The organism is Streptomyces sp. NPDC051636, assembly GCF_044453765.1.
In the GTDB taxonomy this organism is placed as follows: domain Bacteria; phylum Actinomycetota; class Actinomycetes; order Streptomycetales; family Streptomycetaceae; genus Streptomyces.
Window position 1 is genome coordinate 277,324 of record NZ_JBITDA010000005.1, and the last position, 20,556, is coordinate 297,879.

The 20,556-nt window shown below is 71.3% G+C and carries 25 protein-coding genes and 1 tRNA gene; 7 read left to right on the forward strand and 19 right to left on the reverse strand.

Features of this window, described 5'->3' with window-relative positions; translation table 11 throughout:
• The first annotated feature begins 6 nt into the window (after nt 1-6).
• The 3 genes from ACIBBH_RS12980 to ACIBBH_RS12990 all read left to right on the forward strand — a co-directional run bounded on the left by ACIBBH_RS12980 (nt 7) and on the right by ACIBBH_RS12990 (nt 4,964).
• Nucleotides 7-1,515, forward strand: coding sequence for a glycosyltransferase (locus ACIBBH_RS12980; protein ID WP_399404299.1), 1,509 nt, complete (start codon nt 7-9; stop codon nt 1,513-1,515).
• Nucleotides 1,512-3,779: an ArnT family glycosyltransferase gene (locus ACIBBH_RS12985; protein WP_399404300.1), complete on the forward strand. Its 2,268-nt coding sequence runs from the start codon at nt 1,512-1,514 to the stop codon at nt 3,777-3,779. Before ACIBBH_RS12980 ends, ACIBBH_RS12985 begins: the two co-directional genes overlap by 4 nt.
• A gap of 420 nt (nt 3,780-4,199) precedes the next feature.
• The gene (locus tag ACIBBH_RS12990; RefSeq protein ID WP_399404301.1) at nt 4,200-4,964 is read left to right on the forward strand and encodes a TetR/AcrR family transcriptional regulator; all 765 of its coding nucleotides are present in this window, start codon (nt 4,200-4,202) and stop codon (nt 4,962-4,964) included.
• On the opposite strand, the gene ACIBBH_RS12995 is transcribed toward ACIBBH_RS12990, so the two are convergent.
• Both ACIBBH_RS12995 and ACIBBH_RS13000 read right to left on the reverse strand, forming a co-directional pair.
• Nucleotides 4,965-5,435 carry a PPOX class F420-dependent oxidoreductase gene (locus ACIBBH_RS12995; RefSeq protein ID WP_399404302.1) on the reverse strand — a complete coding sequence of 157 codons (471 nt, stop codon included), beginning with the start codon at nt 5,433-5,435 and terminating at the stop codon, nt 4,965-4,967.
• 10 nt (nt 5,436-5,445) lie between these two features.
• Nucleotides 5,446-5,799, reverse strand: a complete 354-nt coding sequence (locus ACIBBH_RS13000) for an STAS domain-containing protein (protein WP_399404303.1) — start codon at nt 5,797-5,799, stop codon at nt 5,446-5,448.
• A gap of 165 nt (nt 5,800-5,964) precedes the next feature.
• Here ACIBBH_RS13000 and ACIBBH_RS13005 point away from each other — a divergent pair, with 165 nt between their 5' ends.
• The gene (locus ACIBBH_RS13005; protein ID WP_399404385.1) at nt 5,965-6,687 is read left to right on the forward strand and encodes an ANTAR domain-containing protein; all 723 of its coding nucleotides are present in this window, start codon (nt 5,965-5,967) and stop codon (nt 6,685-6,687) included.
• 68 nt (nt 6,688-6,755) lie between these two features.
• Nucleotides 6,756-7,460: an ANTAR domain-containing protein gene (locus ACIBBH_RS13010; RefSeq protein ID WP_399404304.1), complete on the forward strand. Its 705-nt coding sequence runs from the start codon at nt 6,756-6,758 to the stop codon at nt 7,458-7,460.
• Here the strand turns inward: ACIBBH_RS13010 and ACIBBH_RS13015 are convergent.
• The 3 genes from ACIBBH_RS13015 to ACIBBH_RS13025 all read right to left on the reverse strand — a co-directional run bounded on the left by ACIBBH_RS13015 (nt 7,446) and on the right by ACIBBH_RS13025 (nt 11,448).
• Complete coding sequence (locus ACIBBH_RS13015) at nt 7,446-8,267, reverse strand: YceI family protein (RefSeq protein ID WP_399404305.1); 822 nt, start codon at nt 8,265-8,267, stop codon at nt 7,446-7,448. The genes ACIBBH_RS13010 and ACIBBH_RS13015 overlap by 15 nt on opposite strands.
• A gap of 132 nt (nt 8,268-8,399) precedes the next feature.
• Nucleotides 8,400-10,940 carry an MFS transporter gene (locus ACIBBH_RS13020; protein ID WP_399404306.1) on the reverse strand — a complete coding sequence of 847 codons (2,541 nt, stop codon included), beginning with the start codon at nt 10,938-10,940 and terminating at the stop codon, nt 8,400-8,402.
• A gap of 13 nt (nt 10,941-10,953) precedes the next feature.
• A complete protein-coding gene (locus ACIBBH_RS13025; protein WP_399404307.1) occupies nt 10,954-11,448 on the reverse strand; it encodes a MarR family winged helix-turn-helix transcriptional regulator in 495 nt (164 codons plus the stop codon).
• 155 nt (nt 11,449-11,603) lie between these two features.
• Between ACIBBH_RS13025 and ACIBBH_RS13030 the strand changes: the two genes are divergently transcribed.
• Nucleotides 11,604-11,801, forward strand: coding sequence for a hypothetical protein (locus tag ACIBBH_RS13030; protein ID WP_399404308.1), 198 nt, complete (start codon nt 11,604-11,606; stop codon nt 11,799-11,801).
• Here ACIBBH_RS13030 and ACIBBH_RS13035 read toward each other — a convergent pair whose 3' ends face one another.
• The 9 genes from ACIBBH_RS13035 to ACIBBH_RS13075 all read right to left on the reverse strand — a co-directional run bounded on the left by ACIBBH_RS13035 (nt 11,802) and on the right by ACIBBH_RS13075 (nt 17,107).
• Nucleotides 11,802-12,044, reverse strand: coding sequence for a hypothetical protein (locus ACIBBH_RS13035; RefSeq protein WP_399404309.1), 243 nt, complete (start codon nt 12,042-12,044; stop codon nt 11,802-11,804). It abuts the gene before it with no gap.
• A gap of 542 nt (nt 12,045-12,586) precedes the next feature.
• The gene (locus tag ACIBBH_RS13040) at nt 12,587-13,498 is read right to left on the reverse strand and encodes an RNA polymerase sigma factor SigF (protein ID WP_399404310.1); all 912 of its coding nucleotides are present in this window, start codon (nt 13,496-13,498) and stop codon (nt 12,587-12,589) included.
• A gap of 337 nt (nt 13,499-13,835) precedes the next feature.
• Nucleotides 13,836-14,663, reverse strand: coding sequence for an RNA polymerase sigma factor SigF (locus tag ACIBBH_RS13045; protein ID WP_399404386.1), 828 nt, complete (start codon nt 14,661-14,663; stop codon nt 13,836-13,838).
• Nucleotides 14,664-14,846: 183 nt separating this feature from the next.
• On the reverse strand, nt 14,847-15,140 hold the full coding sequence (locus ACIBBH_RS13050) for a Dabb family protein (protein ID WP_399404311.1): 294 nt from the start codon (nt 15,138-15,140) through the stop codon (nt 14,847-14,849).
• A gap of 5 nt (nt 15,141-15,145) precedes the next feature.
• Nucleotides 15,146-15,325: a hypothetical protein gene (locus ACIBBH_RS13055; RefSeq protein WP_399404312.1), complete on the reverse strand. Its 180-nt coding sequence runs from the start codon at nt 15,323-15,325 to the stop codon at nt 15,146-15,148.
• Between the two features lie 85 nt (nt 15,326-15,410).
• Nucleotides 15,411-15,495 (reverse strand) — tRNA-Ser (locus tag ACIBBH_RS13060).
• Between the two features lie 71 nt (nt 15,496-15,566).
• Nucleotides 15,567-15,998: a tRNA adenosine(34) deaminase TadA gene (tadA, locus tag ACIBBH_RS13065; RefSeq protein ID WP_399404313.1), complete on the reverse strand. Its 432-nt coding sequence runs from the start codon at nt 15,996-15,998 to the stop codon at nt 15,567-15,569.
• Between the two features lie 71 nt (nt 15,999-16,069).
• Nucleotides 16,070-16,600, reverse strand: coding sequence for a hypothetical protein (locus ACIBBH_RS13070; RefSeq protein WP_399404387.1), 531 nt, complete (start codon nt 16,598-16,600; stop codon nt 16,070-16,072).
• A 315-nt stretch (nt 16,601-16,915) separates the two neighbouring features.
• Complete coding sequence (locus ACIBBH_RS13075) at nt 16,916-17,107, reverse strand: hypothetical protein (RefSeq protein WP_399404388.1); 192 nt, start codon at nt 17,105-17,107, stop codon at nt 16,916-16,918.
• 124 nt (nt 17,108-17,231) lie between these two features.
• Here ACIBBH_RS13075 and upp point away from each other — a divergent pair, with 124 nt between their 5' ends.
• Nucleotides 17,232-17,867: a uracil phosphoribosyltransferase gene (gene upp / locus ACIBBH_RS13080; protein WP_399404314.1), complete on the forward strand. Its 636-nt coding sequence runs from the start codon at nt 17,232-17,234 to the stop codon at nt 17,865-17,867.
• Between the two features lie 81 nt (nt 17,868-17,948).
• Here upp and ACIBBH_RS13085 read toward each other — a convergent pair whose 3' ends face one another.
• The 5 genes from ACIBBH_RS13085 to ACIBBH_RS13105 form a co-directional block, all read right to left on the reverse strand.
• Nucleotides 17,949-18,560: a LytR C-terminal domain-containing protein gene (locus ACIBBH_RS13085; protein ID WP_399404389.1), complete on the reverse strand. Its 612-nt coding sequence runs from the start codon at nt 18,558-18,560 to the stop codon at nt 17,949-17,951.
• Nucleotides 18,561-18,682: 122 nt separating this feature from the next.
• A complete protein-coding gene (locus tag ACIBBH_RS13090) occupies nt 18,683-18,979 on the reverse strand; it encodes a type II toxin-antitoxin system VapB family antitoxin (RefSeq protein ID WP_003999914.1) in 297 nt (98 codons plus the stop codon).
• A 247-nt stretch (nt 18,980-19,226) separates the two neighbouring features.
• Nucleotides 19,227-19,352 (reverse strand): hypothetical protein, encoded by a 126-nt coding sequence (locus ACIBBH_RS13095; RefSeq protein WP_399404315.1) that lies wholly within the window; start codon nt 19,350-19,352, stop codon nt 19,227-19,229.
• Between the two features lie 69 nt (nt 19,353-19,421).
• Complete coding sequence (locus ACIBBH_RS13100) at nt 19,422-19,751, reverse strand: hypothetical protein (RefSeq protein ID WP_399404316.1); 330 nt, start codon at nt 19,749-19,751, stop codon at nt 19,422-19,424.
• A gap of 83 nt (nt 19,752-19,834) precedes the next feature.
• Nucleotides 19,835-20,503: an HdeD family acid-resistance protein gene (locus ACIBBH_RS13105; RefSeq protein WP_399404317.1), complete on the reverse strand. Its 669-nt coding sequence runs from the start codon at nt 20,501-20,503 to the stop codon at nt 19,835-19,837.
• Nucleotides 20,504-20,556: the final 53 nt, after the last annotated feature.

The following is a 20,556-nucleotide window of genomic DNA, read 5'->3' on the forward strand; positions in this document are numbered from 1 at the left end:
TTTGTCATGCGAACCGACTCTTCTCCCGGCACCCTGCCGGCGCGGGAGCACCTCCCGGCCGGAGACGCCGGTACACCTGTCCTGGACGTAGTGATCCCCGTCTACAACGAGGAGAAGGACCTCCAGCCATGTGTGCTCAGACTGCATGAGCACCTCACGCGCACCTTCCCCTACGCGTTCCGCATCACGATCGCGGACAACGCGTCCACGGACACCACCCCCCAGGTGGCGGCGCGGCTGGGGGCGGAGATCGCGGAGGTCACCCACTTCCGCCTGGAGCAGAAGGGCCGGGGCCGTGCCCTGCGGACCGTGTGGTCCGTGTCGGACGCCCCGGTCCTCGCCTACATGGACGTCGACCTGTCCACCGACCTCAACGCACTGCTGCCGCTGGTGGCGCCGCTGATCTCGGGTCACTCCGATCTGGCGATCGGTTCCCGGCTGGTCCGCTCCTCGCGCGTGGTGCGCGGTCCGAAGCGGGAGTTCATCAGCCGCGCGTACAACCTGATCCTGCGCGGCTCGCTGCAGGCCCGCTTCTCGGACGCGCAGTGCGGGTTCAAGGCGATCCGGCGTGAGGTGGCGCAGGTGCTGCTGCCGCTCGTCGAGGACACCGGGTGGTTCTTCGACACCGAGATGCTGGTGCTCGCCGAACGCGCGGGCCTCAGGATCCACGAGGTGCCGGTCGACTGGGTCGACGACCCGGACTCGACCGTGCACATCGTGCAGACGGCGACCGACGACCTCAAGGGGGTGTGGCGGGTGGGCAGGGCCCTGGCCACCGGTTCGCTGCCGCTGGACCGGCTCACCCGGCCGTTCGGCGACGACCCGCGCGACCGTGAGATCGAGGACGTACCGAAGGGGCTGGCCCGCCAGCTCGTCGGGTTCTGTGTGGTCGGCGGTCTGTCGACCCTCTTCTACCTCGCGCTCTACAGCCTCTTCCGCCAGTTCTCCGGTTCGCAGATCGCCAACGCGCCGGCGCTGCTGGTGTCGGCGGTGGCCAACACGGCGGCCAACCGGCGGCTCACGTTCGGCGTGCGCGGCCGGGGCGGGGCCGTCCGGCACCAGGCGCAGGGCCTGGTCGTCTTCGGTGTCGGCCTCGCGCTGACCAGCGGCTCGCTCGCCGCGCTGAACGCGGCCACCTCCGACCCCGCGCACTCCACGGAACTGGCGGTCCTGATCGCCGCCAACCTCGCGGCGACGGTGCTGCGCTTCCTGCTCTTCCGCGCGTGGGTGTTCCCGGACCGCGACGACTCCGCTCAGGAGCCGGCGGTCGTGGCCGCGCACCACCCGTCCTCGCCGGCCTACAGCACGGTGGTCCCGCGGCAGCCCGGCCCGTACGGCGCCTCGCTCCCCCAGCGCCCGACGGCCCCCCAGCACGGTACGACGTACGACACGACGAATTACGGCACGACGACCCGGTTCCGCGCCGGTGAAGCCGCGGACGGCACCTGGAGGGACGCGACGATGCAGCCGCAGCCGGTCCGTCCCCACGACACCGACCCGGGGGACGCCCGATGAGCACGCACACCGACCAGACGACCCATCCGGGCGGCACGGGCCCCTCCGGCGGGGGCCCACCCCGGGCCACCGCTCCCCCGGTCCTTCCCCCGGCCGGCCCGCAGGCCGAGGAGCCGCCCGCGGCCCCGGCACCCGGGCCGGGTGAGCCGCAGCAGCCCTTCGTACGGAGACTGTGGCGCGGCCGGCCCGAGGACCCGCGCTGGGTGCGCCCGGCCTTCCTCGGCCTGCTGGCCGCCACCTTCGTGCTGTACCTGTACAACCTGAGCGCCTCCGGTTACGCCAACTCCTTCTACTCGGCGGCCGTGCAGGCGGGCAGCACGTCCTGGAAGGCGTTCTTCTTCGGCTCGCTGGACGCGGGCAACGCCATCACCGTCGACAAGCCCCCGGCCGCGCTGTGGCCGATGGCGCTGTCGGTGCGGATCTTCGGGCTCAGCTCGTGGGCGGTCCTGGTCCCCGAGGTCATCATGGGCGTCGCGACGGTCGCCGTGGTGTACGCGGGCGTGCGCCGCCGGTTCAGCCCCGCGGCCGGTCTGATCGCGGGCGCGGTGCTCGCGCTCACCCCCGTCGCGGCGCTGATGTTCCGGTTCAACAACCCGGACGCGATGCTGGCGCTGCTGATGGCCGCCGCCTGCTGCCTCGTCGTCCGGGCCCTGGCGGACGGCCGTACGAAGTGGCTGGTGTGGGCGGGTGTCGCGATCGGCTTCGCGTTCCTCGCCAAGACCCTGCAGGCCTTCCTGATCCTGCCGCCGCTGGCGGTCGTGTACGCGGTGTGCGCGCCGGTGAAGGTGAGGAAGCGCTTCGGACAGTTGGCCCTCGCGACGGTCGCCCTGGTCGTCTCCGGCGGCTGGTGGGTCGCCATCGTGGAGCTGTGGCCCGCCTCCTCCCGCCCGTACATCGGCGGCTCGCAGAACAACTCCTTCCTGGAGCTGACCTTCGGCTACAACGGACTCGGCCGGCTCAGCGGCGACGAGACCGGCAGTGTGGGCGGTGGCGGTGGCGGCGCGGGCGGCACCGGCCAGTGGGGCGAGACCGGCTGGGACCGGATGTTCAACTCCGAGATCGGCAGCCAGGTCTCCTGGCTGCTCCCGGCCGCGCTGATCCTGCTCGTCGCCGGCCTGCTGGCCACCGGCAAACGGAAGCGGACGTCCGTCACCCGCGGCTCGTTCCTGGTGTGGGGCGGCTCGCTGCTGATCACCATGGTGGTCTTCAGCTACATGGCGGGCATCTTCCACCAGTACTACACGGTGGCCCTCGCCCCCTACCTCGCGGCCGTGATCGGCATGGGCGCCGACCTGCTGTGGCGGAAGCGGCAGGAGACGTGGGCGTCGATCACCCTCGCCGCCTCCGTGGTGGCGGCCGCGGCGTGGGGTTACGTCCTGCTCAACCGCACCCCCGACTACCTGCCCTGGCTGAAGTGGCTGGTGCTGGTCGGCGGCCTGGTCGCCGCGCTCGGCCTGGTCTTCGCGGGCCGGGTGACCCGCCGGCTGGCCCTCGGGGCGGCGGCGGCGGGCCTCGTGGCGGCGCTGGCCGGTCCGACGGCGTACACCCTGAGCACGGTGAACTCCGCGCACACCGGCTCCATCCCGACGGCCGGTCCGGCGGGCGCGAGCACCATGGGCTTCGGCGGTGGCCGTCCCGGCGGGGCCGGCGGCGGTATGCGGGGCGGCTTCGGCGGCGGCATGCCCGGCCGGAACCAGCAGAACGGCAACGGCAACACGCAGGGCCAGGGGCAGCAGGGCAACGGCACCGGCGGCTTCCCCGGCGGCGGCATGCCGGGCCGGAACCAGCAGAACGGCAACGGAACCACACAGAACGGCGGCGGCTTCCCCGGCGGCGGCCAGACGGGCCACGGCGGCCGGATGGGCCACGGCGGCCGGATGGGCGGCGCCGGTGGCATGGGTGGCCTGCTCAACGGCCCCAGCGTCAGCTCCGAGGCCAAGAAGCTCCTGGAGGCGGATGCCGGCAAGTACACCTGGGTCGCCGCGTCCATCGGCTCCCAGAACGCCGCGAGCTACCAACTGGCCACCGGTGACGCGGTGATGGCGATCGGCGGCTTCAACGGCACCGATCCGTCGCCGACGCTCGCGCAGTTCAAGCAGTACGTGGCGGACGGCGAGATCCACTACTTCATCTCCGGCGGCGGCATGGGCGGTGGCAACAGTGGAACGTCGTCGCAGATCACCTCGTGGGTCGAGAGCAACTTCAAGAAGGTGACGGCCGGTTCGGCCACCTTCTACGACCTGACGCGGAAGGCGAGCAGCTGACGAAGGAAGGCCGACGACGGAAAGCCGATGGAAGAGGCGGCGGCCGGATGCCACCGCCTCTTCCGTATCTCCGTGAACCTCATCTCCGCGGAACCTCTTTGTGCAGCGTATGGGAGTCGTCTGGTGGCCGTCGTGGCCATCGTGCCGGAGTCGAGCAACCCCGAGGGCGACCGGCCCGACCTGCTCGGCGCGCTGCTGTCGACCATCCGCATGGCCCTCGCTGGTGTACGCGATCATCTCCGGCCCCGGCCACGGCTGGGACTTGGGGGGCTGGTCGCGGCGGGTCTGCTGCGCAGGGCGGGGGACCGTGGCCGCCTGGGACAGCTCCTGGGGAACGGACACAGTCCCGCGCTCTTTCGGGCGCGTTGCAGCTCTAGCATCTTGGGAAGTGGCCCCCCACAGCTCTAGGAAGGTGCGCCGATGGTGAAGGCTGGCGAGCGGTCGGCGCGGTCCAGTGTCTGGCTGGAGGGGAAGGCACGCCGGGGCGGGCGCGGGGGCGGGCAGCCGTCCGGGCTGGACCGCGAGCGGATCACCGAGGTGACCGTGCGGCTGCTGGACGCGGAGGGTCTTGCGAAGTTCTCCATGCGGCGGCTGGCCGCCGAGCTGAACGTCACCGCGATGTCCGTGTACTGGTACGTCGACACCAAGGACGAGCTGCTCGAACTCGCCCTGGACGCGGCCTTCGGTGAACTGCAGCTGCCCGACCCGCAGGACACGGGCGCCGACTGGCGGGAGCAGCTGCGAGCGCTGGCCACCGAGTACCGGGCGCTGCTGGTGCGCCACCCCTGGCTGTCGCCGCTGGCCGGCCAGTACCTCAACATCGGCCCCCACGCGCTCGCCCTCTCCCGGAGCATCCAGCGGGTCATCCGCCGCACGGGGCTGCCGGCGCAGCGCATGACCGGCGCCATCTCGGCCGTGTTCCAGTTCGTGTACGGGTACGGCACGCTCGAAGCCCAGTTCCTGACCCGGACCGCGGACTCGGGCCTGACCCCGGACGCCTACTACCAGCAGGCCATGAGCGACGCCCAGCAGCACCCCCAGGCCGCGGACTACATCCAGGAGTCCAAGGAGATCATGGACGCCCGTGGCGGCGACACGGTCCAGGAGATGATGGACCGGGACTTCACCTTCGCGCTGGACCTGCTGGTCGCCGGGATCGAGGCGATGGTCGACCGGGACCGCTGACTACTGCTCGGACGCCAGCCGCGCCGGAAAACCCCCGGTGGCCACCGGGCCCCAGCGCTCCGGGGTGATCCGGATGATCGACTTGCCCTGCTTGGCCATCGCCGCCCGGTACTCGTCCCAGTCCGGGTGCTCACCGGAGATGTTGCGGTAGTACTCCACCAGCGGTTCCACGGAGTCGGGCGCGTCGATGACCTCGGCGGTGCCGTCGATCTGGACCCACGGCCCGTTCCAGTCGTCGCTGAGCACGATGACGCTGACCCGCGGGTCCCGCTTGGCGTTGCGGGTCTTGGCGCGCTCGGGGTAGGTGGACACCACGATCCGGCCCGAGTCGTCGACCCCACAGGTCAGCGGCGACCCCTGGGGACCGCCGTCGGCCCGCCGGGTCAGCAGGATGGCGCGGTGGCGGGGGCGTACGAAGTCCAGCAACTCGTCCAGGGACACGCTGGTGTTGCTCGCGATGTTCGGTGCCATGCGGCCCAGCCTAGGCCGTGAGCGCCTCGGGCAGGTTGTCGTACACGGACACGTCGCGGCGCAGGCCGGTCAGTTCCAGGACCCGGCTGGGGAGTTCGTAGGGGCGGGCCACCACCCGTACTTCGGTGTCCGGGAGCAGGCTGTGGTGTATGTCGTCGATCATGCGAACGCCCTGGGAGTCGATGAAATGCGTGTGCGTGAGGTCCAGTACGAGCACGCGCAGCCGGCCGGCGCGGGCCCGGGTCACGGACAGGACGTGGGTGAACAGGGCGCCCGCGTTGCTCAGGTCGATTTCCGCGGGGAGCGGCAGCAGTGTGCGGCCGGGGAAGTCGCGCGGGTCGGAGGGGCTCGGGAAGAGGGTCACGGCACTCACCTGGCAGCAGAAGGTCGTCCGGATTCCTGAAGGGGAGGCCGCTTCCTGACCTGTGGCCCATTCCACCACAACGGAGCAGCTAAAGTGCTATCCGTCCTGTGCTCGCAGTCGGGAATGTGCTGCGGAGCTCTCCTGCGCATGGCCGTGTGGTCGTGCATGCCGAAGAGGTTCGTGGTGGCTGCGTCCGACTTTTCTGATGTGCCCGGTCTGCCGGTTGGTTTCGAGCTGGCCGAGGCGCTCACGGTGGCGGCTCAGCAACTGCACGAGACCACCACCCCGCACGGCACCCTGCGCACCGCGGTCAAGCTGGCGGTGCACCTGCTGCCCGGCGCCGAGCACGCCGGGATCTCCGAGATTGAGCGCGGCGACCTGCGCCGTACGATCGCCTGGACCGACGAGGTGGTGCGCACCGCCGAGTCCCCGACCGGCGACGAACGGCCACCGCACTGGGAGCAGTTGTGGAACGCCCCGATGGCGCGGATAGAGGACAGCGGTACCGACGGCGGCGGTGCCCTGCTGTCCGGCCTGGGCCTGCGCTCGGTCCTGTCGTTGCGGCTGCGCGCCGACCGCCGCCGGCTGACGGTGCTCACCGCCTACTCCCGCAAGCCGCGCGCCTTCGACGAGGCCACCACCCGGGTCGGAAGGCTGTTCACCGCGCACGTCAGCCTGGCCCTGCAGTCGGTGACGGTCCGCGAGCAGCTGACCGAGGCCATGCGCACCCGGGACCTGATCGGCCAGGCCACCGGCATCCTCATGGAACGCCTCGAGATCGACGCGGAGCAGGCCTTCGACAGCCTGGTCCGCACCTCCCAGCGCGAGAACATCAAGCTCCGCGACCTCGCCCGCCGCATCGTGAGCGGCAAAGAAGGAGTCTCCTAGGGCCGTAGCAGGGCGTGAAGGCACGCACACCCTGCTTCAGCGGCCGAAGTCGGGATATCCGCTATGTCATGAGACCTGAGACCCCCGACACGCTGGACCGGGCCATGGCGCGCAGTGGCGGTCTCGACACGCTGCTGCGCGATCTGGCCGACCGGGCGGTGCAGGCGGTGCCCGGCGTGGTGGCCTGCAGCATCACCGTGCGCCGCGCCGACCGGCTGCTCACCCTGGCCGGCAGCAGCGGTATGCCGAGCGGACTGGACCAGCGGCAGTACGAGAACGGTTCGGGCCCGTGCGTCGATGCGGCCGGCACCCGGCGGGAGCAGTACGCGCCGGACCTGGCCCGGGAGACGCGCTGGCCGGCGTACCGGACGTACGCGCTCGACGCGGGCGTCCGCAGTGTGCTGGCGCTGCCGCTCGACGTGGCGGGGGAGACGGGGGCCGCCCTCAACCTCTACGCCACCGAGCCCGGCGTGCTGGACGCCGGCCGGGAGAAGGCCCGGGACTTCGCGGCGCGGGCCGCGGACGCGGTCAACGTCGCCCTGCACATCGAGCGCCAGCAGGAGACGGCGGCCGATGTGCGCGTCGCCCTGCTCTCCCGCAGCATCATCGATCAGGCCATCGGCATCCTGATGGCCCGTGAGCGGGTCGACGCCCGGATCGCCCTGGAGCGGCTGCGCCGCGCCTCGCAGGACCGCAACGTCAAACTCCGCGACCTGTGCACCGATCTGGTGACCCGGGTCGGCGGCACCCGGCCGCCCTCAGCCGAGCGGTAGCGACTCGCCCTGGACGGCCTGGATGTCCAGGTCCACCTTGAGGGTCGTGCCGATGGCCGCGATGCCCGCCTGGAGGAGCTGGTTGTAGTTCATGGCGAAGTCCTCGCGGTGCAGCTCCGCGGTGGCCCGGAAGGCCGCGCGGGTGCCGCCCCACGGGTCGGCGCCGGTGCCGAGGTAGGCGAGGTCCAGGTCGACCGGGCGGGACACGCCGTGCATCGCCAGCTCGCCGTGCACCGTCCAGCGGTCGGAACCGGCCGCCGTCAGGCCCGTCGAGCGATAGGTGATCTCGGGGTGCCGCTCGGCGTCCAGGAAGTCCGCCGAGCGCAGGTGCGTGTCGCGCATGTCGTTGCCGGTGCCGATGGAGGCGGCCCGGATGACCGCCTGGACGCGGGACCTGGTGACGTCGTCGAAGGCGATCTCGATCGAGCCGGTGAAGTCCGTGAACCGGCCGTGCACGCTGGAGATCCCCAGGTGCTGGGCGACGGCGGCCACCGAGGAGTGCGCCGGGTCGATGGTCCACGGGCCGGGCGGGGGCAGCTCCGTGCCGCCCTGCCGGGCCAGCGTGATCGTGCCGACCTCGGCCCGCCCGGCGGCGGTGACGAGGGCGCTGGCGGCGGCGGGCGCGTAACCGACGGCCGTGACGATCACCGTGTACGCCCCCGGGGCCAGCTCGGTGGTGTCCCGCACGGCGCCCTCGGCGTCGGCCTCGGCGCGCAGCACCTGCGTGCCCGTCATGTCGGTCACGGTGACGACCGCGTGCGACACGGCCCATCCGTCCCGGGTGCGGATCCTCGCGGTCAGTCCCATCCCGTTTTCTCCTTCATAAGCCATGGACAGCTGAGGATGGCTTCGAAAAGCCCTGCAAATCGGTCGTAAAGAGACCGGCCCGTGGCGGGCGCACCTCCGCTCGGAGCGCGCCCGCCACGGGCCGGGGTGTGACTACTCGCCGGGGTGGGCGAGTTCGATGTCGTGGCCGTCGACTCCGGTGCCGGAGACCGTCAGGGCCGTCGCCACCGGCGGGTAGCCCGTCGCGATGACGGTGTACTCGCCGCTGTCCAGGTCGGCGAAGGCGTACGCCCCGTCCGACCCGGTGGTGGCCGTGCCGACCACGTTGCCCGCCGCGTCCACCAGGGTCACGCGGGCGTCGGCCAGCGGGCCGTGCGGGGCGCGTACGACGCCCTGGAGCTGGGCGCCGGCGTCGAGGTCGACCTCGATCCGGGTGACGCCGGTGGCGCCGATCCCGACGGGCAGGGCGCGCGGCCGGAACCCGATCGCGTTGACGGCGACGGTCACCACGCCCGGGACCAGCTCGGCGAAGGCGAACTCGCCCTGCTCACCGGTGTTCCCGGTGGCCAGCAGGTCGCCGCGCACGTCGGTGACGATCACCATGGCGTCCTTGACCGGCAGCGCGTTCCCGGCCGCCCGGACCACGCCGCTCAGCCCGCTGGTGCCGCTGAGCAGCATGTCGTACGCCACCGGCTCCTCGCCCACCATGACGGTGGACGCCTGCGGCTGGTAGCCGTCGGCGGAGGCGATCAGGACGTACGAGCCGGCGCCCGGCGCGTCCACCGCGTAGGAGCCGTCGGCCTGGGCGACCGAGCGGCCCAGCTGGCGGCCGTTGAGGGAGACCAGGGTGACCGCGGCCTGCGGGACCGGGGCGCTCTCGGCGTCGCGGACGTAGCCGTACACCGGCGTACCGCCGCCGGACGCGGACTGCCCGGGGCCGGCCACCGTGGCGACGGCCGCCAGGCGCTGCGTGCCCTCGGGGCCGGCCTCGGTGGCGGAGGCGGCGACGGCCCAGCTGGGCACCCGCTCCTCGGCCGGGGCCGGGACGGCGGCCGGGGCAGCGGCGGCGGGAGCCTCGGTGGCGGCCGGGGCCCCGCCCTCGGCGGCCTGCGCCAGCCCGCCCCTGGTGTTCAACGGGACCTCCTTGATGAACAGGGTGATCAGGAAGGCGACGGCCGCCAGGCAGCCGGCGATGAAGAAGACGTCGGCGATGCCGTGGCCGTAGGCGCTCTCCATGACCGTGCGCAGCGGGGCAGGGAGCTTGTCCATGTCCGGGATGCTGTCGCCGGAGGAGCTGGAGCCGGCCAGGGCGGCCTGGTACTTCGGGCTGAGGCCGGCGATGCCGTCCTTGACGTAGTCGGTGATCCGGTGGGACATCACGGAGCCGAGCGCGGAGACGCCGACCGCACCGCCGAGGGAGCGGAAGAAGGTGACCGTGGAGCTGGCCGAGCCGAGGTCGCTCGGGGCGACCTGGTTCTGCGTGCACAGCACCAGGTTCTGCATCATCATGCCGATGCCGAGGCCCAGCAGGGCCATGAAGACGGCCATCTTCCAGTACGCGGTGTCGTACCGGATGGTGCCGAGCAGGCCCAGGCCGGCCGTCACCAGCACGCCACCGCTGACCAGCCAGGCCTTCCAGCGGCCGGTGCGGGTGATGAACTGGCCGGAGACGGTGGAGGAGACGAACAGGCCGCCGATCATCGGGATCGTCATGACGCCGGACATCGTCGGGGACTTGTCGCGGGCCAGCTGGAAGTACTGGCTGAAGAACACCGTGCCGGTGAACATCGCGATGCCGACGAACAGCGAGGCGAGGGACGCCAGGGTGATGGTGCGGTTGCGGAACAGCCGCAGCGGGATGATCGGTTCGCCGGCCTTGGACTCCACGAGCACGAACAGCGCGCCGAGCACGATCGAGCCCGCGACCATGGCGTACGTCTGCCAGGACACCCAGTCGTACTTGTCACCGGCGAACGTGACCCAGACCAGCAGCAGCGAGACGGCGGCGGAGATCAGGAACGCGCCGCCCCAGTCGACCTTCACGTCGCGCTTCACGACGGGCAGGTGCAGGGTCTTCTGCAGGACGATCAGCGCGATGACCGCGAAGGGCACGCCGACGTAGAAGCACCAGCGCCAGCCCAGCCAGGAGGTGTCGGTGATGACACCGCCGAGCAGCGGGCCGCCGACGGTGGCGACGGCGAAGGTGGCGCCGAGGTAGCCGGAGTAACGGCCGCGCTCGCGCGGGGAGATCATCGCCGCCATCACGATCTGCGCCAGGGCGGACAGACCGCCGACGCCGATGCCCTGGATCACACGGCAGGCGATCAGCATGCCGGCGTTCTGCGACAGACCGGCGGCGGCCGAGCCGAGGACATAGATGATCAGGGCTGTCTGGACGAGCGCCTTCTTGCTGTACAGGTCGGCGAGCTTGCCCCACAGGGGAGTGGCCGCGGTCATCGACAGCAGGGCGGCGGTGACCACCCAGGTGTAGGCGGACTGGCCGCCGCCGAGGTCGCCGATGATCTCCGGCAGGGCGTTGGAGACGATCGTGGACGACAGGATCGCCACGAACATGCCGAGCAGCAGCCCGGAGAGCGCCTCCATGATCTGCCGGTGTGTCATCGGGGCGTCGGCGCGGGAGCCTCCCCCGTGCTTGGCGTGAGCCCGCACACCGGCTGGTGTGGTCGTTGCCATGGGCTTCCTTTTCTTATGTGGTCGCGGGTGTACGGGTGGTCTTTTCGAGTGCGGGTGGCGGGAGCCGGGGTGGTACGGAGCGGCAGTCGTCGAAGCTGGCCCGCAGCCGCGCCATGAGCCGGGTGAGCTGGCCGACCTCGTCCTCGCTCCAGTCGCCGAGGCGCTCGGCGAGCAGGTGCGTGGTCCGCCGGGACAGCTCGTCCAGCAGCTCACGGCCCTCGGGTGTGAGGCGCAGGATGCGCGAGCGCTTGTCGGCCGGGTCGCAGGACCGTTCGATCCATCCCCGCTCGACGACGTGCGCGACATGGCGGCTGGTCACGGACATGTCCACGGCGAGCAGCTCGGCGAGCCTGCTCATGCGCATGTCGCCGTGGCGGCCGAGCAGCGTCAGGACGGCGGCGGAGCCGCTCGGGCAGTCCGACGGCAGGATGCGGCCGAGCTCGCGCTTGACGGCGCCGAAGGCGCTGAACTGACGGATCAGCTCCTCGTACTGCGCCTGTACGGCCATCACACCTCCCGTGTTTGTTGCTTAGGGCAACCATATGACTTGTTGGTTGATGCAGGCAAATAAAGGAGAGGGCTACCGCACCAAAACTTGGTAAACTCAACTATCGGGCGGCCCCCACTTGGGCCCCATCCCGTGATTCGCTAGTGTCTCGGGCCATGGCTGACACCCAGGGCCCCCAGGGCAACTACGACCCCGCAGGCAGCACCCAGATGTTCCGCGCGTTCGTCGACGAGGCGGCCCCTCAGGGCCGGCAGCGGGCGGCCGCCCCGGCGGGCCCCCGCGTCGGACTGATCGCCGGCATCGTCGCGGCGATCGCGATCGTGGCGGCGGTGGCCTGGCTGGCGTTCATGTAGTCACTTCCACGCCACGTCCACGTCGCGCGTCTCGACGTGCATGCCGAGCGGCACACCGATGGCGTCGACGCACACCGTCCAGGTGGGTTCCTTCCGCGCGCCCGCCTCGATCGGCGCCGGAAGGTCCTCCGTCGACTCGACCGTCGCCCAGTCGGTGCCGAGCGCGTCGATGACGTGCGTCCCGAGCGTCACCGTGCCCGACCGCACCGCCGTCCCGCCCTCGTTGCGGAAGGCGACGGTCACCTTCTCGCACCAGCGCTCGTCCGTGGCCTCGCGGATGGGCTCGCCCCAGGTGAGGGCGGCCGGGGCGGGGGATGCCGTTGGACCGGCGGTCCGGGTCGGAGAGGGTGGCTTCGGGGTTGTCGGACGGGACTCGGGGCTTTCGCTGGTGACCGGCGGGGTGGAGGCGGGCTGAGACCGCCCGTGCCCTGCCGGCGAAGGGCTTTCCGCGGCAGGTGAGTTCACTTCCGGGACTCCCGGAACTCTCTGGCCGGCGGTGTCCCCGCGTCCGGTCGCAGGACCGTCGAGCGGCACCAGGGTCACCGACCCGCCGGGGTCCGCCGCCGTGGCCGACGCGGCCGGCGGTCCGCCCACCGGGCCGACCGCCGCGTAACCTCCGCCGTCGCCGCTTCCGCACGCGGCCAGTGCCGCGCCCAGGCAGACGACGGCCGCCGACGCTACCGTGACAACGGCGCCCCGGCGGCCATGAGTCGATCCGGACCCTGCCGCTCCCGTCGCTCGAAGCATCGCGCCATAGTGGATGACGCTCCGTCAAATGGGAACCCTCAGTCGGAGATGAGTCCGTCCCGCAGCTGCGCCAGCGTCCGGGTCAGCAGCCGGGAGACGTGCATCTGGGAGATGCCGACCTCCTCGCCGATCTGCGACTGGGTCATGTTGGCGAAGAAGCGCAGCATGATGATCCGCCGCTCCCGGGGCGGGAGCTTGGCCAGCAGCGGCTTCAGCGACTCCCGGTACTCCACGCCCTCCAGGGCGCTGTCCTCGTAGCCGAGCCGGTCGGCCAGGGAGCCCTCGCCGCCGTCGTCCTCGGGGGCGGGGGAGTCGAGCGAGGACGCCGTGTAGGCGTTGCCGACCGCCAGGCCGTCGACCACGTCCTCCTCGGAGACGCCCAGGACGGCGGCGAGTTCGGTCACCGTCGGGGAGCGGTCCAGCTTCTGGGAGAGCTCGTCGCTGGCCTTGGTGAGGGCCAGCCGCAGCTCCTGGAGCCGGCGCGGGACGCGGACCGACCAGGAGGTGTCGCGGAAGAACCGCTTGATCTCGCCGACCACCGTGGGCATGGCGAAGGTCGGGAACTCCACGCCCCGCTCGCAGTCGAAGCGGTCGATCGCCTTGATCAGGCCGATGGTGCCGACCTGGACGATGTCCTCCATCGGCTCGTTGCGGCTGCGGAAGCGGGCCGCCGCGTACCGGACGAGGGGGAGGTTGAGCTCGATGAGCGTGTCCCGGACGTAGGCGCGCTCGGGGCTGTCCTCGTCGAGTGCGGCCAGCCGCAGGAACAGGGAGCGGGACAAGGTGCGGGTGTCGATGGCTTCCGGGGCCGGGAGGGCCGGGAGAGCCGGGGCCGGCGCGGGCTCGGGGGCCGTGACGTCGTCGAGCACGTCGAGCGCATCGAGCTCCTTGGGCGCTGCCTCGCTCTTCGTGGGCGTCAGCACCTTCGAGCTGCCCTGTTCTGCGGACATGCCACCCCCTTTGGGTCGCGGGACGGTCGCGGCGGCGCTCCCACGAAGGAACGCAGCCCTCACCTGAATACCGGAGCCGAAGCCCCGGCAAACGCGCTTCCCGCAGAATGTCACATGTCGGCAACACGCTGTAGTGACATGTCGACACATCGGATGCGAATCGGCCCTGGAAAGAAGGGGTCTGACGGTTTTTCGGGTCACAACTGTCGGGAAGAGACGCGCTGAGCGATTCGCCCGCGCCGGTTATGCCTCGATAGTGCTTGCGATCCTTTGTTGTGATCCCCGTGTGACCCCGTGCGCCAGTCCGGTGCGCCCCCGCGCCCCGTCGTGCCTCGGCTTATGCCTCGATTCGGTTGGCGGAACGCAGCCGCTGGAAGCTGCGCGCGAGGAGACGGGAGACGTGCATCTGGGAGACGCCGAGTTCCGCGCTGATCTGTGACTGGGTGAGATTGCTGTAGTACCGCAGGAGCAGAATTCGCTGTTCCCTCTCGGGGAGTTGGACCAGCAGATGGCGTACGAGGTCGCGGTGCTCGACGCCGTCCAGGGCCGGGTCCTCGTAGCCGATGCGGTCGAGCAGGCCGGGCAGCCCGTCGCCCTCCTGGGCGGCCTCCAGTGAGGTCGCGTGGTAGGAGCGTCCGGCCTCGATGCAGGACAGCACCTCCTCCTCGCTGATGCGCAGCCGCTCGGCGATCTCGGCGGTGGTGGGGGTGCGCCCGAAGGCCGTCGTCAGGTCCTCGGTCGCGCTGTTGACCTGCACCCACAGCTCGTGCAGCCGGCGCGGTACGTGGACGGTGCGGACGTTGTCCCGGAAGTACCGCTTGATCTCGCCGACCACCGTGGGCATCGCGAAGGTCGGGAACTGCACGCCCCGGTCCGGGTCGAAGCGGTCGATGGCGTTGATGAGACCGATGGTGCCGACCTGGACCACGTCCTCCATGGGCTCGTTGCGGGAGCGGAAGCGGGCCGCCGCGTAGCGCACGAGGGGCAGGTTGGCCTCGATCAGCGCCCCGCGGACCCGGTTGTGCTCGGGTGTGCCCGGCTTGAGTTCCTTGAGCTGGGCGAAGAGCACCTGGGTGAGGGCGCGGGTGTCGGCGCCGCGGCGCTTCTCGGGGGCGGGAGCGGGGGTCTCCTCCTGGGGCGGCGCAGTACTGGCCGACACGGTCAACGCCACCTCTTCATCGGTCAATCATCCGTCAAAAGCGGTCATAGCATCACAAGACATGTGCACTGTGTGCAAGCACCGCATAACACCGTGTTGAGGCCAAGTTGAGGCAAAAACCACCCGTAAGGCACAGGAAAGCCCCCCGCCGTTGCGGCGAAGGGCTGACGGGTGTGAGGAGCCCGTGGCTCAGAATTCGTAGTCGGCGATCACCCACGTGGCGAACTCCCGCCACAGGCCGACCCCCGCCTGGTGTTCCGGGTGCTCCACGTAGCGGCGCAGCGCGTCCGCGTCGTCGAAGGCGGAGTTGATCGCGAAGTCGTAGGCGATGGGCCGGTCGCTGGTGTTCCAGCCCAGCTCCCAGTGGCGGATCTCGGGGATCCTGCCGTCCAGGGCGCGGAAGGCCTCCTCGCCCGCCACGACCCGCGGATCGTCGCGCCCGACACCCTCGTTGAGCTTGAACAGGACCAGGTGGCGGATCATGGGCTCTAGCTCTTTCCTCCGTTGGCGACCCATGTCATGAAGTCGCCGATGGCCTTGGCGGCGTCCGATATGCCCTCGAAGCCTACCTGCACGTAGTCGGCGGCCTTGGCCGGGTCCGTGATGATCACGTAGAGCGCGAAGACCACGAGCACGTACACGGTGATCTTCTTGGCGTTCACCGCCACCGCGGCCTCCCCTGTCGCTGACTGCGCCGAGCGCTGTCGATAATCGCACAAAGGGCCCCGTCCAACGGACGGGGCCCTTTCGCGGCGGTAGCGGAGGGATTTGAACCCTCGGTGACTTGCGCCACACTCGCTTTCGAGGCGAGCTCCTTCGGCCGCTCGGACACGCTACCGAGGGAGACCTTACAGCAAGGTGTGCCGCGCTTTGAAATCCGTTTCCCGCGCTCCCCGCAATCGCCGGACTTCAGCGCTCGCGGAAAAAGTCGGTGAGGAGCCGTGCGCACTCCTCGGCGAGGACGCCCTCGACGACCTCGGGGCGGTGGTTGAGCCGCCGGTCGCGGACGACGTCCCACAGGGAACCGGCCGCTCCGGCCTTGTCGTCACGGGCGCCGTAGACCACCCGGTCCACGCGGGACTGCACGAGCGCGCCCGCGCACATCGTGCAGGGTTCCAGCGTGACCACGAGCGTGCATCCGCTCAGCCGCCACTCGCCCAGTTTCGCGGCGGCCCGCCTCAGGGCGAGCACCTCGGCGTGGGCCGTGGGGTCGCCGGTGGCCTCGCGCTCGTTGTGCCCGGTCGCGAGCACCGTCGTACCGTCCGTCGACAGCAGGACGGCGCCGACGGGGACGTCCCCGCCCCGGACGGCCGTGCGGGCCTCGTCCAGGGCGAGCCGCATCGCGGCCCGCCAGCGGTCGCGTACCGGGTCCGGGGTCCTGTCGTCCGGTGTCCCGTCCGGTTCCCGGGCGGTCAGCGGACGGTCTCCAGCACCTCCGAGGCGCCCAGGGCCTCGGCGATCGTGTTCAGCGCGTCGTCGGCGTCCAGGGCGCGCAGTTCCTTCTCGCTGATGCCCAGGTCGTCGAGGATCTCGCTGTCGCCCACCGGGCTGTGCGGCACCGCGTCCCCGGCGGCACCCTCCTCGTCGTCGTCCTCGGACTCACCGTCCTCCGTGCCGTCGAGGTCCAGGGCGTCCAGGTCCGGGCCGTCGTCGGCGCCGGGCTCCCGGCCGAGCAGTTCGTCGGTGAGCAGCAGTTCACCGTAGGCGCTGCGGCGGGCGGCGGCGGCGTCCGAGACGTAGATGCGAGGGTCCTCCTCGCCGTCCACGCGCACGACGCCGAACCAGGCGTCCTCCTGCTCGATCAGAACGAGCACCGTGTCCTCGTCGGGAGAGGCTTCCCGGGCCAGGTCGGCCAGATCCGACAGGGTCTCCACATCGTCGAGCTCTGTGTCGCTCGCTTCCCACCCGTCTTCGGTGCGCGCGAGCAGTGCGGCGAAGTACACCGTGACTCTCCCACTGGTCATAGGCGTGCCGGTTGGGGGTCCCCCCGGCGGAGGTTCTTGGGCGGAGAGAGCTCAGGCTCCGAGCCCCACCCACTCGGAATCGTGGCAGAAACAAGGCGCCCAGGGGACGTCTTCGGCTCCCTGTGTCTGGCTGTTTCGATCCCATGGATCGGCTGTGCGGACGCGCGGAGTCGCCCGCACGACCGCGACGCGGTCACCGGCGCACTCGTTGCCGCCACCTGCGGATCGTACGCGGCTTTTCCCGCGCTCCACGCACTGCCTTGCGGTGAACTCCCGGTAACCGGGGGAACTTGGCTACCAGCGGAAGGTCCGCATGCGCATCGCGTGCCGCAGCCGGGCCACCTTGGCGCGGCGCGGCTGGACGCGGTCACGCAGTTCCCGGGCCTCGGCGAGCTCGCGCAGGAACTGGGCCCGGCGGCGCCGGCGCTGGGCGTCCGTCTCCGGCGGCGACACGCGCGCGTCGGTCCCGGCGGCGTCCTTGGGTATGTCGGATTCGTTCTCTGGCAGGTCAGGCACAGTCACACCACCCCAGTCCGTCCCTCCACTTTCCCCCGGACGGGGGGTTTGATGCCAGCGCGAGGGGCGGGGCGGCGCGGTTACTGTTATGGGCATGCGTCTCCACGTCGTCGACCACCCCCTGGTCGCCCACAAGCTCACCGCGTTGCGCGACCGGCGCACCGACTCCCCGACCTTCCGCCGGCTGGCCGACGAACTGGTCACCCTGCTCGCCTACGAGGCCACGCGGGACGTGCGCACCGAAGCGGTCGAGATCGAGACCCCGGTCGCCTCGACGACCGGCGTCAAACTCGCCCGTCCGCGCCCGCTGGTCGTGCCGATCCTGCGCGCCGGCCTCGGCATGCTGGACGGCATGATGCGGCTGCTGCCGACTGCCGAGGTGGGCTTCCTGGGCATGATCCGCAACGAGGAGACGCTCCAGGCGTCCACGTACGCCACCCGTATGCCGGAGGACCTCTCCGGCCGCCAGACGTACGTGCTGGACCCGATGCTGGCCACCGGCGGCACGCTGGTCGCGGCGATCCAGGAACTGATCAAGCGCGGCGCCGACGACGTCACCGCCGTGGTGCTGCTCGCCGCGCCGGAGGGCGTCGAGGTCATGGAGCGCGAGCTGGCGGGAACGCCGGTGACGGTCGTGACGGCCGCCGTCGACGACCACCTCAACGAACACGGCTACATCGTCCCCGGCCTGGGAGACGCGGGCGACCGCCTGTACGGGGCGGCCGAGTAGGCCGTCGGCGGACCGGCGAGGCCGCCACGGCGGCGGGCGGGGTCCGCGCCGCGTGCCCCGCCCGGCGGCCCCACGACTGCCTCAGCAGCCCTTCTTCTTCGTGGCGGGCGTCGACGCGGGCGCGGCCAGTTCGGCCACGGCCTTGGCGGCGTCCGCCTGCTTGGTGAGGCTCTTGAACCCGTCGCCGAGGATCAGGTCGACGGTGTCACCCTTACGGGCGGCGTCGGTGCGCTGTTCGGCCCCGGCGAGCTGGGCGGCGAGGACGGGCAGCGAGGTGTTCAGGGCGGACGCGGGCCCGAGGAGTATCCCGGTGCCCTTTACCTTCTTGTCGTACTGCTTGGCCGCGTTGCCCACGTCGCCGATGCGGAAGCCGCGCTTCTTCAGCTGGTCCGCGGTGTCCTTGGCCAGGCCGGTGCGGGCCGTGGCGTTGTAGACGTTGACGGTGATCTTTCCGGGCTCCGGGAGCGCCTTCACGCCCGCGGCGGGGCTCGCCTTGGTCGTGCACTGCGTCCTGGAGCCGGCCGCGGTGTTCTTCCTGCCGCCGGTGAACACGTCGATGAGCTGCACGGTTCCCCAGCCGACGACCCCGAGTACGGCGGCGCAGGCGACGGCCAGGAACACGAGCCTGCCGCGCCTGCGGGGAGGGCGCATCCGCGGGTACTTGTCCCCCGTGATCCGGTACTGGCCGCCCATGCCAGGGGGAGTCAGCATGCTCATGGGCGCAGCGTAGTGCGCCCGGGCGGCGATGCCTACTAGATGATCATTCGACGCCGGTCGGTGGAACCCGAAAGAGCGAACGGTGGTACGCCGGGTGGTCAGTCGAGTTCGAGCACGCGCGCGTGCAGGACCTGGCGCTGCTGGAGTGCCGCGCGGACCGCGCGGTGCAGGCCGTCCTCCAGGTACAGGTCGCCCTGCCACTTCACGACGTGCGCGAAGAGGTCGCCGTAGAAGGTCGAGTCCTCGGCGAGAAGGGTCTCCAGGTCGAGCTGGCCCTTGGTCGTCACGAGCTGATCGAGGCGGACCGGGCGCGGCGCGACGTCCGCCCACTGCCGGGTGCTTTCCCGGCCGTGGTCGGGGTACGGCCGGCCGTTTCCGATGCGCTTGAAGATCACACGGAAAGCCTACCGGTCAAGACGTTCCGGGCGCAGCCTCGGCGGCGCAGTGCGAGGCGGGAAAAGACGCCGTATACCGGTTCATACCGGGAACAGGGTCCGGGACGAGTGACAGCGAGACCGTGCGCCTCATTCGCTCGAAAGGGGTGGGCGTCTTCTTCGTCACCAGCCCCGATCGGTCGCGAGATCACCCGTTCGCTGTCCGGCACGGCACGGCGGAGGCGGTGGTCCCGCCCCCGCCGGTGCGTCAGCGGTCCCGGTCCTTCGCGGGCCGGGCCTGCGGTAGGGGTTTCCTCACGTCCGGCTTCACCGTGCTGCGTACGGCCTCGGCGCGCAGCAGGGCGCGCAGGACCGCGTACGGGTCTGTGGGCATGCCTGTGTTCCTCACCGTTCCTTGCGTCATACCGATGACGTACTGACTGACCTTCCGGGGCCGGGTCCGTCAGCAGCGCAGGATCACCGACCGCAGGTCGTGCGGGGCACGCGGCGGCCGGGGCGGCGCGGAAAGGGGGCGGCCCCGCGGGTGGCCGGGGGCCGGGCCGGGGAGCGGTGCGGGGCGCAGGGGCACGTCGGCCCGGTGGGCGGAGCAGGAGGGAGGCCGCAGGGGCGGTTCGAGGAGGTCGTACTCGACCGTCTCGCCGGCCGAGGCGGACGGCGCGGACGGCGCGGGGGAGGCCTGCGCCTGGGCGCCCGGCACCAGCAGGGCGAGCAGCAGCACGAGCACCCGCAGCCAGGCGCGGCTGCGCGGGCGGCGGCGGGGTGCGGTGCTCATGGCAGGTCATCTCCCCGCCGGACGTGCCGCGTTCCTCGCGCGGGGCGCGAGATACGCCCGCTCGGCGCAGCCCCGGGGGCGGCTCACAAGGAGACCGGGACCTGCTCGGCCCGGCCCCGGATCCGGATCGCGGTGACGATCTCGACGACGCCGACCACCACCAGCCACCAGCCGCCGACGAGGGTGAGCACGGCGACCGACTCGAAGGGCGAGTCGATCAGCACGATCCCGGCGACGAAGGTGATGATCCCGAGGAAGATCTGCCAGCCCCGGGCGGGCACCGTGCTGTCGTGGGCGGCGGCCAGGGTCTGGGTGATTCCCCGGATCAGCCAGCCGATGCCGATCCACAGGGCGAGCAGCAGGGTCGACTGCATCGGCCCGCGGAAGCAGAACAGTCCCAGCAGGATCGACAGGGCCCCGCTGATGAACGCCAGCACCCGCAGCGAGGTCGCCTTGTGCGTACCGAAGGCGGACACCAGCTGGAACACGCCGCTGATCACCAGGTAGAGCCCGAAGAGCACACCGGCCGCGAGCAGGGACGCCCCCGGCCAGACCAGCACCAGGACACCCAGGATCAGCGACGCCACGCCGGTGACCAGGACGACCTGCCAGGCGGCCCGGGACAGGGCGTGCAACGGCCCTTCGAAGGGCGGCTCGGGTTCATGTCCACCGGTTACCCGCCCGTGCGCGTGCGCGGTGCGGTCGTCGAACTCCCGGCCCCAGGTGGGATCACTGCTCGGTGACTCGGTCATGATCCATCCTTGGACCGGCCGCGGACGCTCCGCCATCCGGCGTGGGCCGCATG

Excerpts from the sequence above, each read along its gene's own strand:
- ACIBBH_RS12980 (WP_399404299.1), top strand. The coding sequence starts at position 7 with ATGCGAACCGACTCTTCTCCCGGCACCCTGCCGGCGCGGGAGCACCTC.
- ACIBBH_RS12985 (WP_399404300.1), top strand. The coding sequence starts at position 1,512 with ATGAGCACGCACACCGACCAGACGACCCATCCGGGCGGCACGGGCCCC.
- ACIBBH_RS12990 (WP_399404301.1), top strand. The coding sequence starts at position 4,200 with ATGGTGAAGGCTGGCGAGCGGTCGGCGCGGTCCAGTGTCTGGCTGGAG.
- ACIBBH_RS12995 (WP_399404302.1), bottom strand. The coding sequence starts at position 5,435 with ATGGCACCGAACATCGCGAGCAACACCAGCGTGTCCCTGGACGAGTTG.
- ACIBBH_RS13005 (WP_399404385.1), top strand. The coding sequence starts at position 5,965 with ATGCCGAAGAGGTTCGTGGTGGCTGCGTCCGACTTTTCTGATGTGCCC.
- ACIBBH_RS13010 (WP_399404304.1), top strand. The coding sequence starts at position 6,756 with ATGAGACCTGAGACCCCCGACACGCTGGACCGGGCCATGGCGCGCAGT.
- ACIBBH_RS13015 (WP_399404305.1), bottom strand. The coding sequence starts at position 8,267 with ATGGGACTGACCGCGAGGATCCGCACCCGGGACGGATGGGCCGTGTCG.
- ACIBBH_RS13020 (WP_399404306.1), bottom strand. The coding sequence starts at position 10,940 with ATGGCAACGACCACACCAGCCGGTGTGCGGGCTCACGCCAAGCACGGG.
- ACIBBH_RS13025 (WP_399404307.1), bottom strand. The coding sequence starts at position 11,448 with ATGGCCGTACAGGCGCAGTACGAGGAGCTGATCCGTCAGTTCAGCGCC.
- ACIBBH_RS13030 (WP_399404308.1), top strand. The coding sequence starts at position 11,604 with ATGGCTGACACCCAGGGCCCCCAGGGCAACTACGACCCCGCAGGCAGC.
- ACIBBH_RS13040 (WP_399404310.1), bottom strand. The coding sequence starts at position 13,498 with ATGTCCGCAGAACAGGGCAGCTCGAAGGTGCTGACGCCCACGAAGAGC.
- ACIBBH_RS13050 (WP_399404311.1), bottom strand. The coding sequence starts at position 15,140 with ATGATCCGCCACCTGGTCCTGTTCAAGCTCAACGAGGGTGTCGGGCGC.
- tadA (WP_399404313.1), bottom strand. The coding sequence starts at position 15,998 with ATGCGGCTCGCCCTGGACGAGGCCCGCACGGCCGTCCGGGGCGGGGAC.
- upp (WP_399404314.1), top strand. The coding sequence starts at position 17,232 with ATGCGTCTCCACGTCGTCGACCACCCCCTGGTCGCCCACAAGCTCACC.
- ACIBBH_RS13085 (WP_399404389.1), bottom strand. The coding sequence starts at position 18,560 with ATGGGCGGCCAGTACCGGATCACGGGGGACAAGTACCCGCGGATGCGC.
- ACIBBH_RS13095 (WP_399404315.1), bottom strand. The coding sequence starts at position 19,352 with ATGCCCACAGACCCGTACGCGGTCCTGCGCGCCCTGCTGCGCGCCGAG.
- ACIBBH_RS13100 (WP_399404316.1), bottom strand. The coding sequence starts at position 19,751 with ATGAGCACCGCACCCCGCCGCCGCCCGCGCAGCCGCGCCTGGCTGCGG.
- ACIBBH_RS13105 (WP_399404317.1), bottom strand. The coding sequence starts at position 20,503 with ATGACCGAGTCACCGAGCAGTGATCCCACCTGGGGCCGGGAGTTCGAC.